The 12,950-nt window shown below is 65.9% G+C and carries 10 protein-coding genes; 5 read left to right on the forward strand and 5 right to left on the reverse strand.

Going from position 1 to position 12,950, the window contains the following annotated elements:
• Positions 1–100 precede the first annotated feature (100 nt).
• Positions 101–2,752: an alanine--tRNA ligase gene (gene alaS, locus IE243_RS07615; protein ID WP_191318759.1), complete on the forward strand. Its 2,652-nt coding sequence runs from the start codon at positions 101–103 to the stop codon at positions 2,750–2,752.
• Positions 2,753–2,954: 202 nt separating this feature from the next.
• Here the strand turns inward: alaS and IE243_RS07620 are convergent, their stop codons facing one another.
• Positions 2,955–3,206: a GlsB/YeaQ/YmgE family stress response membrane protein gene (locus IE243_RS07620; protein WP_191318760.1), complete on the reverse strand. Its 252-nt coding sequence runs from the start codon at positions 3,204–3,206 to the stop codon at positions 2,955–2,957.
• A 364-nt stretch (positions 3,207–3,570) separates the two neighbouring features.
• Between IE243_RS07620 and IE243_RS07625 the strand changes: the two genes are divergently transcribed.
• The 4 genes from IE243_RS07625 to der all read left to right on the forward strand — a co-directional run bounded on the left by IE243_RS07625 (position 3,571) and on the right by der (position 7,570).
• The gene (locus IE243_RS07625; RefSeq protein WP_191318761.1) at positions 3,571–4,140 is read left to right on the forward strand and encodes an NnrU family protein; all 570 of its coding nucleotides are present in this window, start codon (positions 3,571–3,573) and stop codon (positions 4,138–4,140) included.
• A gap of 98 nt (positions 4,141–4,238) precedes the next feature.
• On the forward strand, positions 4,239–5,066 hold the full coding sequence (panB, locus tag IE243_RS07630) for a 3-methyl-2-oxobutanoate hydroxymethyltransferase (protein ID WP_191318762.1): 828 nt from the start codon (positions 4,239–4,241) through the stop codon (positions 5,064–5,066).
• Between the two features lie 221 nt (positions 5,067–5,287).
• Positions 5,288–6,049, forward strand: coding sequence for a tetratricopeptide repeat protein (locus IE243_RS07635; RefSeq protein WP_191318763.1), 762 nt, complete (start codon positions 5,288–5,290; stop codon positions 6,047–6,049).
• A gap of 147 nt (positions 6,050–6,196) precedes the next feature.
• Complete coding sequence (gene der / locus IE243_RS07640) at positions 6,197–7,570, forward strand: ribosome biogenesis GTPase Der (protein WP_191318764.1); 1,374 nt, start codon at positions 6,197–6,199, stop codon at positions 7,568–7,570.
• A gap of 137 nt (positions 7,571–7,707) precedes the next feature.
• Here the strand turns inward: der and IE243_RS07645 are convergent, their stop codons facing one another.
• The 4 genes from IE243_RS07645 to radA all read right to left on the reverse strand — a co-directional run bounded on the left by IE243_RS07645 (position 7,708) and on the right by radA (position 12,833).
• Positions 7,708–8,493, reverse strand: coding sequence for an SDR family NAD(P)-dependent oxidoreductase (locus IE243_RS07645; protein ID WP_191318765.1), 786 nt, complete (start codon positions 8,491–8,493; stop codon positions 7,708–7,710).
• 1 nt (position 8,494) lies between these two features.
• Positions 8,495–9,985 (reverse strand): amidophosphoribosyltransferase, encoded by a 1,491-nt coding sequence (purF, locus tag IE243_RS07650; RefSeq protein WP_191318894.1) that lies wholly within the window; start codon positions 9,983–9,985, stop codon positions 8,495–8,497.
• Between the two features lie 277 nt (positions 9,986–10,262).
• Positions 10,263–10,883, reverse strand: a complete 621-nt coding sequence (locus tag IE243_RS07655; RefSeq protein WP_191318766.1) for a CvpA family protein — start codon at positions 10,881–10,883, stop codon at positions 10,263–10,265.
• A gap of 417 nt (positions 10,884–11,300) precedes the next feature.
• Positions 11,301–12,833, reverse strand: coding sequence for a DNA repair protein RadA (radA, locus tag IE243_RS07660; RefSeq protein WP_191318767.1), 1,533 nt, complete (start codon positions 12,831–12,833; stop codon positions 11,301–11,303).
• Positions 12,834–12,950 lie beyond the last annotated feature (117 nt).

The raw sequence follows: 12,950 nt of genomic DNA on the forward strand, positions 1-12,950 counted from the left end.
CGGTTTCCAATCTCGACAAGGGCGCGTCGCCTCACTAGAAGACGTGTGCTGAAGGGGCGGCGACCGGCCGTCCTGCATCTGTCCCGAGTGCGTGTTTCTGATGAGCGGCGTCAACGAAATTCGATCGACCTTCCTCGATTACTTTGCCAGGAACGGCCATGAAGTCGTGCCGTCAGCTCCGCTCGTTCCCCGGAACGATCCAACGCTGATGTTCACCAACGCCGGCATGGTTCCGTTCAAGAACGTGTTCACCGGCGCCGAGAAGCGGCCCTATGTGCGGGCGACCTCCTCGCAGAAATGCGTTCGCGCCGGCGGCAAGCACAACGATCTCGACAACGTCGGTTACACGGCCCGCCATCACACCTTCTTCGAGATGCTGGGTAATTTCTCCTTCGGTGATTATTTCAAGGAAAATGCCATCGAACTGGCGTGGAACCTGGTCACCAAGGAATTTGGCCTGCCCGAGAACAAGCTGCTCGTCACGGTCTACTCCGAGGATGAGGAGGCGTATGGCCTGTGGCGCAAGATCGGCCTGCCCGAGAGCAAGATCATTCGCATCTCCACCTCGGACAATTTCTGGATGATGGGCGACACCGGCCCCTGTGGTCCGTGCTCTGAAATTTTCTATGACCATGGCGCGCACATTCCCGGTGGCCCGCCTGGCAGCCCGGATGAGGATGGCGACCGCTTCATCGAGATCTGGAACCTCGTGTTCATGCAGTTCGACCAGCTGGCCCCTGGCGAGCGACTGAGCCTGCCGCGGCCGTCCATCGACACCGGCATGGGACTGGAGCGGATTTCCGCGGTTCTGCAGGGCACCCACGACAATTACGCCACCGACATGATGCGGGCGCTCATCATGGCCGTCGCCAATCTGACTGGCGTCGATCCGGATGGCCCCCAGGGCGTCAGCCACCGGGTGATCGCGGATCATTTGCGCGCCTGTTCGTTCCTGATCGCCGACGGCGTGCTGCCCTCCAACGAGGGCCGGGGCTACGTATTGCGCCGCATCATGCGCCGCGCCATGCGTCATGGTCAGTTGCTTGGCGCTCGCGAGCCCCTGATGTGGCGGCTGTTCCCGGCGTTGAAGCGCGAGATGGGCGAGGCGTTCCCGGAGCTTGGTCGCGCCGAGGCGCTGATTACCGAGACGCTGCGTCTTGAAGAAGTCCGCTTCCGCCGCACCCTCGAGCGGGGACTCGCCATTCTTGAGGATGAGACCCGCGACCTGCGCGAGGGCGATCGTCTTTCCGGCGAGACCGCGTTCACCCTTTATGACACTTATGGCTTCCCGCTGGATCTGACCCAGGACGCCTTGCGCGCCCGTGGCGTTGGCGTCGACACTGAAGCATTCGACAGCGCCATGCAGCGCCAGCGCGAGTTGGCGCGCGCCAACTGGGCTGGCTCAGGCGAAGCGGCCACTGACCGCGTGTGGTTCGGCATTCGCGAGCGCGTCGGCGCCACGGAGTTTCTCGGCTACGATACGGAGAAGGCCGAGGGCAGCGTTGTCGCCCTGGTGCGCGACGGCGCCGAGATCGAGGTAGCCCGCGCCGGTGAAACAGCGCAGGTTGTGTTCAACCAGACGCCGTTTTATGGCGAGTCTGGTGGTCAGGTCGGTGATGAAGGCGTCGCGACCGGCGCTGGTTTTCGCGCCCGCATCACTGCCACCGGTAAAAAGCTTGGCGATCTGTTCGTTCATGATGTGACGGTCGAGGAAGGCGAACTGCGGGTTGGTCAGGCGGCTGAATTGCAGGTCGCTCACGACCGTCGCCGCGCCATTCGCGCCAACCACTCCGCAACCCATCTGCTGCATGAAGCGCTGCGTCTTGTCCTTGGCGATCATGTGGCCCAGAAGGGCTCGCTGGTCACGCCCGAGCGTCTGCGCTTCGACATCAGCCATCCCAAGCCGATTACCCCGGAAGAGCTGGCGCAGATTTCGGATATCGCCAACGACGTCATCGTCCAGAACAGCCCGGTCGTTACCCGGTTGATGGCGGTGGACGAGGCGATCGAGTCCGGCGCCCGCGCCCTGTTCGGCGAGAAGTATGGCGACGAGGTCCGCGTCGTCTCCATGGGGCGGACGCTCGACGGCGCCAACCGCGATTTCTCCATTGAACTGTGCGGCGGCACCCACGTGGAGCGCACCGGCGACATCGGCCTGGTCACCGTGGTTGCGGAAGGCGGGGTTGCCGCCGGCGTGCGCCGGATCGAAGCGCTGACCGGCGCTTCGGCCCGCAAACATCTGTCCGGCGAAAGCGCCCGCCTGCGCGATCTGGCGGCCCTGCTGAAGACTCCGGTCGACGAGGCCGCAGGCCGCCTTGAGAACCTGCTCGATGAGAAGCGCAAGCTCGAACGCGATCTGGCCGACGCCCGCAAGAAGCTGGCGATGGGCGGTGGCGGCGAAGGCGGCGGCGAGCCGGTGCGCGAGATCAATGGCGTGAAGTATTTCGCCCGCGCCGTGTCCGGCGTGGAGATGAAAGACCTCAAGGGCCTCGTTGACGACGCCAAGAAGAAAGTTGGCTCCGGCGTGGTGGCGCTCGTCAGTGTCGCTGACGACGGCAAGGCCGCCATCGTTGTCGGCGTTACGCCGGACCTGGTCGACCGTTTTGACGCCATCACGCTTGTACGGGCCGGCTCGGCTGCGCTTGGCGGCAAGGGCGGTGGCGGCCGTCCGGACATGGCCCAGGCGGGCGGCCCGGATGGCGCCGCAGCCGATGCGGCCCTGAAGGCGGTCGAGAGCGTCATCGCCGCCTGAGTTTTTGGGGTCATTTCCGGGGAAGCTGGCAAAGGCTTCGAGCCAGGAACCTGGGGCAAGACGGGGGGGCGGGGAAAACGTCAGCCCAAGATCCCCGTGATGTTGCGCCTCATCTGAAACAAAAAAGGCCCGGATGGACGCATCCAGGCCTTTTTGCTTTCGCTCGCCAACCAAACGGGCGATGGGCTTGCTTTCCGTGCGCCTATCGTCGCACAGCCCGGGCGATGGCGATCAGGATACAGGCGCCAACAAAGCCGGCGACCAGATAGCCGACCCAGCCGCCAAGCACCACGCCCACAAGGCCCAGCAACAGATTGGCGACAGCCGCGCCGACAATGCCGAGCACGATATTGAGCAAAACGCCGGTGTCGCTTTTCATGAACATTGAAGCGAACCATCCGGCGAAGCCGCCGACGATAATGGCGGCGATCCAGCCAATCTGGGCAGTTTCCATTGCAAGCGCTCCTTCCATGTGATCAGTCAACGTCCGGGCGCGGCCTTTGGTTGCATGCACGGTATCCATGGCGACGTTCTTCGTCGTGGCCGCGTATCTGTCCGGAATTTGACGCCTGATCGTCCCGCACACACGGGTGACGCGCAAGAAGTCCGCGACGGCAGGGTTGCGTGGCGAGGCCCGTGCTTTAAACAGTATGCGGCTTTGTTCTGGAGCCGCTCACGCGCCAGGGCGTTTTCTGCGACGCGCGCAGAGCTCCGATTGGTGGAGCATGCATCAGTTCTGTGGCGTCCCTGAAGCCCTTGTGGTCAGGGATGTCCCGTGATCATGGTTCTTGACAGGGAGCCGGTTCGCCGGTGGCGGAATGTTCAAACTGGTCGCAGGTCTCGTGTTGTTCTTCGCCGCCCATGCGCCCGCCATCGCGCGGGGGCTGCGTGACCGTCTTCGCGCTTCATGGGGCGTCAGGGGCTATCGCGGCGCCGTCAGCCTGCTGGCCCTGGTTGGACTTGCGCTTGTCGTCTGGGGTTTCCATGACTATCGCCAGGCCGGCTACATCCAGGTCTGGGATCCCCCGGTCTGGACGCGCCATCTGGCGTTCCTGATCAACCTGCCGGTTTTCATTCTCCTCATCGCCGCCTATGCGCCGGGCCACATCAAGGCGCGTCTTGGCCATCCGATGCTGGCTGCGGTCAAATTCTGGGCGCTGGCGCACCTGCTCGCCAATGGCGACCTCGGCGGCATGCTGCTGTTCGGCTCCTTCCTGGGCTGGGCGGTGCTGGCGCGCATCGCTACGAAGCGCCGTGGCGAGCGCGCCGTTGTGGCCAATCCGTCATGGGTTGCGGATGCGGTCGCCGTGGTGGGCGGCGTGGCGCTCTGGGCGTTGATGCTCACGCGTCTGCACACGCTGCTGATCGGCGTTCCCCTGCTGTCCTGAGGTCCCGGCGGACGGACTGACACGCCGTCGCCGCTTCCCGCCGCGCGACATCCGTCCGTGGCGACCAAGCTCATCCCGTTTGTTGCGAGGCTGGTTCCATGTCACTTCAATCCGAAATCAAGCGCATCACGGCTCCGGATCTGCGGGCGCGCAAGGGAGGCGAGCCGATCGTGTCGCTCACGTCCTATCATGCGCACACGGCCGGCCTGCTCGATCGTTTCTGCGACATGATCCTCGTCGGCGATTCGCTTGGCATGGTGATGCACGGCCTGCCGTCCACGGTGCCGGTGACCCTGGAGATGATGATCCTGCAGGGTCTGGCGGTGATGCGCGGCTCGTCGCGGGCCCTGGTCACCGTCGACATGCCGTTCGGCTCCTATGAGGAGAGCCCGCAGCAGGCGTTCCGCTCCGCGTCCCGCATCGTGAAGGAAACCGGTTGCGGCGCCGTCAAGCTGGAAGGCGGCGTGCTGATGGCCGAGACGGTGGCCTTCCTCACCCGTCGCGGCATTCCGGTCATCGGCCATATCGGCATGACCCCCCAGTCCATTAACACCTTCGGTTCGTTCCGCGCCCGTGGCCGCGACGAGGCCGACTGGCCGGAAATCGAAGCGGACGCCCGCGCGATCGCCCAGGCCGGCGCCAGCGCCATCGTCATCGAGGCCGTGGCCGAGCCGCTGGCCGCCAAGATTACCGGCGACATCGACGTGCCGACCATCGGCATTGGCGCTTCGAACGCCTGCGACGGCCAGGTGCTGGTGCTGGAAGACATGCTCGGTCTCAGCCCGTGGGTGCCGAAATTCGTCAAGCGCTACGCCGATCTGGGCCCGGCCATCGCCAGCGCCGTCGAGGCCTATGCCGACGAGGTGCGCTCGCGCGCCTTTCCGGCGAAGGAACACACCTATCCCAAGAAGCAGGCCAAGACCTGAGTCTGGAGACCTGAGCCTGGAGACCTGGGCCTGAGGCGAAGGCGCAGGCCCGCCCCCAGACTGGCCCCGGACAGACCGCCGTTTCCCTGCCGGGGTCGCTTCGCACGACGGTCTGTGTTAAGGCCTCAGTTTCCGCCAGAGCGACAGATTTGCTGGCGGCTCCTGAGGCCAGACTTCCGGCCGCCAGGGCGTTTTCCTTTTGACACCGGACCGCGAGCCAGATGAGCGATATCTTCCGCGAAATCGACGAGGACCTCAGGCGTGACCGCGCCGCTGACCTGGCGCGCCGTTATGGCGGCGTGGCGCTCGGCGTGGCGCTCGTCGTCATTCTGGGCGTCGGCGGCTGGCGGTTCATGGAGCATCGCGCCGCCCAGCAGGCGGCGGATGCCGGCGTCGCTTTCGAGCAGGCGCTGAAGCAACTGCGCGACGGCGGCAACGCCGCCGCCGGGGTCAGCGCGCTGGAAACCATCGCTGGCCAGTCGGCCGGCGGCTACAGGACGTTGGCGCGCTTCCGCCTGGCCAGCCAGAAGGCGATCACCGACAAGCCGGCCGCCATTGCTGCATTTGACGCGCTGGCAGCCGACAACTCGCTCGACCCGGCCCTGCGGGATCTGGCGCGCGTCCGCGCCGCTGCCATCGACGTCGACATCGCCCCGCCAGAGGCGATCGTCAAGCGCATGGAAGGCCTGGCCGCTCCGAACAGCGCCTGGCGCAGCCAGGCGCGCGAACTGATCGGCCTCGCATGGATGAAGGCGGGCAAGCTGGAAGAGGCCGGGCGCTGGTTCTCCCAGGTCGCGGTGGACGGCGAGGCTCCGCAGTCCCTGCGCCGCCGCGCCCAGCTGTTCATGGAACTGGCCGCCGCCGGGCCTGTCACCGCTGCGCCTGCGCCTGCGGCGGCGTCGCCCTCGCTGTTCAATGCGCCGCAGCCGCAGCTGACGCCAGCGGCGCCGGCCCAGCCTTCCGGCGGCCCCGCGCCACGATAAGGCTTGCGCGCTTTCCGGCGCCGGTTGGCCGTCGTTGTCAAAGGGTCTCGTCATGACGGGGCCCATGAACCGTTTCTGTAACCGCGTTTTCTTCACGCGTCCGGCGGGATCGCCGCGCGAAAAAACGCCAACCGCCGGCGCGCCATCATGACCCTTCCCCTGGTCGCCATCATCGGGCGGCCGAATGTCGGCAAGTCCACCCTGTTCAACCGGCTCGTCGGCAAGAAGCTGGCGCTGGTCGACGACCAGCCCGGCGTGACGCGCGATCGCCGTGAGGGCGATGCGCGCATCGGCCACTTTCATTTCCGCGTCGTTGATACGGCCGGCTTGGAGGAGTCCGACGCGGACAGCCTCACCGGCCGTATGCGCGCCCAGACCGAGGCGGCGGTGGACGACGCCGACGCCATCCTGTTCGTCATGGACGCCCGCGTCGGTCTCACCGGCTCCGACAAGGCTTTCGCCGATCTGGCGCGACGCTCCGGCAAGCCGGTGATCGTGCTCGCCAACAAGGCTGAGGGCAATCGTGGGCTGGAAGGCTCTTACGAAGCATTTGGTCTTGGACTTGGCGACCCGGTGCCGGTGTCGGCTGAGCACGGCGAGGGCATGAGCGGCCTGCTGGAGGCGCTGATGCTGGCCCTGCCGGAGGCGGCGGAGCAGCAGGCTGATCCGGATTTCGATCCGGAAGCGGAGATGGTCGACAAGCCGGTTCGCATTGCCATCGTTGGCCGTCCCAACGCCGGCAAGTCGACGCTGATCAACCGTATGCTGGGCGAAGATCGCCTGCTCACCGGCCCTGAGGCTGGCATCACCCGCGATTCCATTTCGCTGGAATGGGTGTGGCGCGGGCAGAAGGTCAAGCTGTTCGACACCGCCGGGCTGCGCAAGCGCGCCCGCATTGACGACAAGCTGGAGAAGCTGTCGGTGGCGGATGGCCTGCGCGCCACCAAATTCGCAGATGTGGTGGTGGTGCTGCTGGACTCCACCATCCCCTTTGAAAAGCAGGATCTGACCATCGTTGATCTGGTCGAGCGCGAGGGCAGGGCCCTCGTCATTGGCCTCAACAAATGGGACCTGGTGTCCGATCAGCCGGGCCTGCTCGCCGAATTGCGCGAGAAGGCGGCGCGGCTGTTGCCGCAGGTGAAGGGGTGCCCGGTCGTTCCCCTTTCCGGCCTTGCCGGCGACGGCGTTGACCGGCTGATGCAGGCGGTGATGAAGGCGCATGCGGTCTGGAACACCCGGATTTCCACGGCGCGCCTCAACCAGTGGCTGGGCGAGACCGTCGAGGCCCATCCGCCGCCGGCCGTGTCCGGGCGTCGCATCAAGATCCGCTACATGACCCAGGTGAAGGCGCGGCCGCCGCACTTCGCCCTGTTCGGCAACCAGCTCAATGAGTTGCCCAACTCTTACACGCGCTATCTGGTCAACGGCCTGCGCGAGAGCTTTGATCTGCCCGGAACGCCTGTTCGCCTGTCCCTGCGCATGGGGTCGAATCCGTTCGAGGGCAAGAAGAAAAAGCGCTGACGGGTTCAGGGCGCTGTCGCCCGCTCCTGGCGCGCTTTCGTCTGGCAGGAGACGGCGGCCTCCGGTTCTGACCACGAACCCAGACAAACAAAAACCCGGGCTCTGGCCCGGGTTTTTGTTTGTGGCGTCGAAGAAACTTAGACCATCGCCGGCATCTGCGGGCGCAGCAGCGCATCCTGGGGAAAATCATAGATCAGGCCGCTATGCGCCCAGTCGGGACGCAGCATCGGCAGGATGTGCGGCGCAAGATCTTCCGGCGTGCGCAGGGTCTGCGGATCTTCACCGGGCATGGCCGAGGCGCGCATGCGGGTGCGCAGCGGGCCTGGATTGACAATGCTGACCTTTACGGGGGTCGTGGCGGTTTCCGCCGCATAGGTTCGCGCCAGCGCCTCCACCGCCGCCTTGGAGGCGGAGTAGGGCCCCCAATAGGCCAGGCACTTGTGCGCGGCGCCTGAGGAGAGGAACACCGCGCGACCGGCGTCGGAGGCCGCCAGCAACGATTCCATCGAGCGGATCAGGCGCCAGACGGACGTGACGTTCACCGCCATGACCGTATCGAACTCTTTGGGCGTGACATGGCCGAGGGGCGCCAGCGGATTGAGCGAGCCGGCGTTGGCGACCATGATGTCAAGCTTGCCCCAGCGCTCGTGAATGGCGAGGCCGAGCCGGTCGAGTCCGTCATAATCGGTGATGTCGAGCGGAACCAGCGTCGCCGCGCCGCCGGCGGCGCGGATTTCGTCGTCCAGTTCCTCCAGCGCGCCCTGGGTGCGGGCCACGGCGACGACGTGGGCGCCTTCGCGCGCAACGGCAAGGGCGAGCGCGCGGCCAATGCCGCGCGATGCGCCGGTGATCAGCGCAAGGCGTCCCGCAAGGGATGGACCCGTCGCCGACTGGTCGGCTGCCGGCTGGTTCACTGTCGTCATGTCAACCTGCTTCGGCGAGGAGGGAGAGCTGGCGCGGAGCCTCGCCGGTGATGTCGGCGAGCGGCGTCGGATAATCGCCCGTGAAGCAATGGTCGGTGAACTGGGGCGTCTCCGGATCGCGGCCTTCATAGCCGGTGGCGCGATAGACGCCATCGACCGTCAGGAACGCCACGCTGTCGGCGCCGATATAGCGCCGGATTTCTTCCAGCGAATGGGTCGCGGCCAGCAATTTCTCCCGCTCCGGCGTGTCGATGCCGTAATAGTCGGGGAACTTGATCGGCGGGCAGGCAATGCGGAAGTGCACTTCCCTGGCGCCGGCGTCGCGCATCATCTTCACGATCTTCACCGAGGTGGTGCCGCGCACGATTGAATCGTCGATCAGCACGATCCGCTTGCCGGCGACGACGCCGCGGTTGGCGGAGTGCTTCATGCGCACGCCAGTTTCACGCCCGGTCTGGGTCGGCTGGATGAAGGTCCGCCCCACATAATGGTTGCGGATGATGCCGAGCTCATAGGGAATGCCCGAGGCGCGGGCATAGCCGATGGCCGCCGGCACGCCGGAATCCGGCACCGGCACCACCACGTCTGCCTCGGCCGGCGCTTCACTGGCCAGCTCTTCGCCAAGGCGCTTGCGCACCTCGTAAACGCTGCGGCCATGCACGATGGAGTCGGGCCTGGCGAAATAGATGTATTCAAACACGCAGGGCCGCGCCGGCTGCGGCGGGAACGGTTTGATCGATTCGATGCCCTCGTCGGAAATGACGACGATTTCGCCGTTCTCCACGTCGCGGACGAAATTGGCGCCAATGATGTCCAGCGCGCAGGTTTCAGAGGCCAGAATGTAATGGCCGTCCAGTTCGCCCAGCACCAGCGGGCGGATGCCCAGCGGGTCGCGCGCCCCGATCAGCTTTTTGTTGGTCAGGCCCACGAGGGAGTAGGCGCCCTCGATCTGGCGCAGCGCGTCGATGAAGCGGTCCATGAAGCGCAGGCGGCGGCTGTGGGCCACCAGGTGCAGGAACACCTCGGTGTCGCTGGTCGACTGGCACAGGGCGCCGATGCGCACCAGCTGGCGGCGCAGGGTGAGGCCGTTGGTAAGGTTGCCGTTATGGGCGATGGCGAAGCCGCCGCCTTCCAGCTCGGCGAACAGCGGCTGCACATTGCGCAGGATGGTTTCGCCGGTGGTCGAATAACGCACGTGACCGATGGCGGCGGCGCCATGCAGACGTTCAATGGTTTTGGCCGAGGAGAAATTGTCGCCGACGAGGCCGATGCGGCGCTCGGAGTGGAAACGTTCGCCGTCGTAGCTGACGATGCCGGCGGCTTCCTGGCCGCGATGCTGCAGGGCGTGCAGGCCAAGGGCGGTCAGCGCCGCCGCTTCCGGGTGTCCGTAGATGCCGAATACGCCGCATTCCTCACGCAGCGTGTCGCCGTCCAGATCTTCATTGCGCAGATCGTTCTGGCGCAAACCGCCCTGGCGCGTATCGAAGGTCATGCTGTCCCCCTGTTGGCTGGCGTCGCAGGAGGGCGCGCGCGGCGTCAGCAGGCGATGGTCGGTAAAATCAGGGGCGCTCATCATAAACCACTCCGGAACCCGGGAGTTTCCCGGATGCTGCCTGGCAGCTGTCGTCGTGTTGTCACAAAGCATTCAACGACGGGGCGGCGCGGCCATCCCGTCGTTGAATATCTGGGTGTCTCACCAGCTTTTGGCGGCAATGCGGCGCAAGGGCAACGCCCTCATGACGCCGGTGCATGCCGTCCCCGCCATCACGTCAGTTGGTCTGGCCGGCGGGTTTCTGGGCGTTCGGCGCCGGAACAGGCGCGGGTTTGGCGCTCTCGCCTTCCGCGGGAGGCGCTTCCGCGCCGCCTTCCGTCGCCTTCTGGCGATTTTTGTACTTCGATATGATGGCTTCCGGGTCTTCCGGCAACATGCTCTGGAGCTGTTTGCCGCTATTTTCCAGAAATGGCCTCAATCTCGCGTCGCGCGCCCACTCCGGCTGCATCTTCTCCGGCACCAGCCAGCTGAAGAAAATGTAGGCGATGACGCAGATCAGCAGGCCGCGCGCCACGCCGAAGACGAAGCCCAGGGTGCGGTCGATCGAGCCGATGCGGGAATCCAGCACAAGATCAGAAATGCGCAGGGTGATGAACGACACGATCACCAGCGTCACCAGGAAGATGACGGCGATGGTCGCCACCAGCGCGACGGTCGGATTGGAAATGTGCTGGGAGGCGATGGGCAGCAGCGGCTTGTGCAGCATCAGGGCGGCCACGGCGGCGATCGCCCATGATGCGATGGCGAGCACCTCCCGGGTTGCGCCGCGCACGGCCGCAAGCAACGCCGAGAGCAGGACGACCCCGAGAACGATCAGGTCAAGAAGCGAAACTGGCATAAATGACACCGCATCCGGTTAGAGCATCTTCCGGCGAAGTGGAGGCGCTTCGCGCGACGAACATGCGTCAATCAAGTGACTGAAGCGAAATTCCCGTTCCCCACACAGAGTTTCGCGTCTGTCAGAAACGTCCGCAATCCATGAAGCAGCCTTTTTCCGACGGATAACGTGATCCTGTCAGGACAACGCCAGTCACCCGAACATTACGCGCATTCCCATGCGCCATAGCTCGGGGCCGGTCAATACACAGCCGGCTGCTCCACGCGCCTGCCCCTGCGTTCATGGCGCGCGCCGTGTGGCCGTCATAGAGCATGATCCCGAAAAGTGGAAACCGCTTTTCGGAAAAGATCATGCTCTCACTGTAAATGTGACGCGACGGCGAACTGTGGCTGGCCATGGCGCGCCGGCGCCGGCGCATCATTCCCAATCGGCAGGCTGGCGGCCGCGCGATGGAGCGGCGCGCCGGGGACCGTAAGGCGTCGCCGCATCGCGCGTCGCATCGTCGGCGCTGGCCGCTCGCGACTTGCCCGGGCCAGCGGCGGCGATCTGCGCGACCAGATCGCTGATGTGGGAGACCGTGTCGGCGCGCAACGCTCCGCGATCCGCAGGCTTGTCTTCGCGTCCCGCTGCGGCGGCTTCCTGTCGCGTTTTTTCCTGCGCCAGTGGCGGTGAAACCACACGCTTGAAACCGAGCTTGGCCGCTTCGCGCGCTCGCGTCGTGGCCTGGACGACAGGACGGACCGAGCCGGAGAGACCGATCTCGCCGAAATACGCCGTGTCAGGCGGCAGGGCGCAGCCAGATAGCGACGAGACCAGCGCCGCCGCCGCCGCCAGATCGGCCGCCGGTTCGGTGATCTTCATGCCGCCCGCCACGTTCAGATAGACGTCGTGCTGACCGAGCCGCACGCCGCCATGGGCCTCAAGCACGGCGATGATCATTGACAGGCGGCTTGAATCGAAGCCCACCACAGCCCGGCGCGGCGTGCCGAGGGCGCTGGGCGCCACCAGCGCCTGCACCTCCACCAGCAGTGGTCGCGTGCCCTCCATCGCCGCCAGCACCGCCGTGCCGGGGGTGTTGACGTCGCGGCCGGCGAGAAACAGCGCCGAGGGGTTCGAAACCTGCGACAGCCCGAGGCCGGTCATTTCGAATACGCCGATCTCGTCGGTGGGGCCGAAGCGGTTCTTCACCGCGCGCAGAATGCGGAAGTGGTGACCGCTCTCGCCTTCGAATGAGGCGACCGCGTCCACCATGTGCTCAACGACGCGCGGGCCAGCGATCTGGCCGTCCTTGGTGACATGGCCGACCAGGATCAGCGCCGCGCCGCTGGTCTTGGCGAAGCGGATCAGGTTCTGGGCGCTGCCACGGACCTGGGTCACCGTGCCGGGGGCCGAATCAATGGCCCCCGTCCACATGGTCTGGATTGAGTCGATCACCACCAGCCGGGGCGCCTGTCCCTGGCTCAGGGTGGTGATGATGTCTTCGACATTGGTTTCCGAGGCCAGCTCCACCGGCGCGTCCGCCAGTTTGAGACGCTCGGCCCGCAGCCGCACCTGGGCCACGGCCTCCTCGCCGGAAATGTAGACGACGCGGTGGCCGCCGCGAGCCAGTTGGGCGCAGGCCTGGATCAGCAGGGTGGACTTGCCGATGCCAGGGTCGCCGCCGATCAGCACCACCGAGCCGCGCACAAAGCCGCCGCCGGTCACCCGGTCCAGCTCGGCCATGCCGGTGGGCAGGCGCGGCGGTTCGGCGCTGTCGCCCTGCAGGCCCTCAAGCTGGAATGTGCGGCCCTTGCGGCGCGAGGCCGGCCCTGACGCCGCGCCGCTGACCGGCGCCGTCAGGCCTTCCTCTACCAGCGAGTTCCAGCTGTTGCAGGCGTCGCATTTGCCCTGCCATCGAGGCTGGGAGGCGCCACAGACCTGGCAAATGAACTGTCGGACGGCGCGGGCCACGGTTCGTTTTCTCCTGGGCAAGGTTTCCAGATCAGGGACGGACGCGTGATCCTGTCATGCCAGCGTGGAAGCGCGCGCCGCTGTTTTACGACGCGCTCCGATCAACCCGCGCGTCGC

Source organism: Camelimonas fluminis, from assembly GCF_014656355.1.
Lineage (GTDB): Bacteria > Pseudomonadota > Alphaproteobacteria > Rhizobiales > Beijerinckiaceae > Camelimonas > Camelimonas fluminis.

What these genes read in the sequence shown, in the direction of transcription:
- IE243_RS07645 (WP_191318765.1), bottom strand. Translation starts at nt 8,493, where the DNA reads ATGACGACAGTGAACCAGCCGGCAGCCGACCAGTCGGCGACGGGTCCA.
- IE243_RS07625 (WP_191318761.1), top strand. Translation starts at nt 3,571, where the DNA reads ATGTTCAAACTGGTCGCAGGTCTCGTGTTGTTCTTCGCCGCCCATGCG.
- IE243_RS07620 (WP_191318760.1), bottom strand. Translation starts at nt 3,206, where the DNA reads ATGGAAACTGCCCAGATTGGCTGGATCGCCGCCATTATCGTCGGCGGC.
- panB (WP_191318762.1), top strand. Translation starts at nt 4,239, where the DNA reads ATGTCACTTCAATCCGAAATCAAGCGCATCACGGCTCCGGATCTGCGG.
- IE243_RS07635 (WP_191318763.1), top strand. Translation starts at nt 5,288, where the DNA reads ATGAGCGATATCTTCCGCGAAATCGACGAGGACCTCAGGCGTGACCGC.
- IE243_RS07655 (WP_191318766.1), bottom strand. Translation starts at nt 10,883, where the DNA reads ATGCCAGTTTCGCTTCTTGACCTGATCGTTCTCGGGGTCGTCCTGCTC.
- alaS (WP_191318759.1), top strand. Translation starts at nt 101, where the DNA reads ATGAGCGGCGTCAACGAAATTCGATCGACCTTCCTCGATTACTTTGCC.
- purF (WP_191318894.1), bottom strand. Translation starts at nt 9,985, where the DNA reads ATGACCTTCGATACGCGCCAGGGCGGTTTGCGCCAGAACGATCTGCGC.
- der (WP_191318764.1), top strand. Translation starts at nt 6,197, where the DNA reads ATGACCCTTCCCCTGGTCGCCATCATCGGGCGGCCGAATGTCGGCAAG.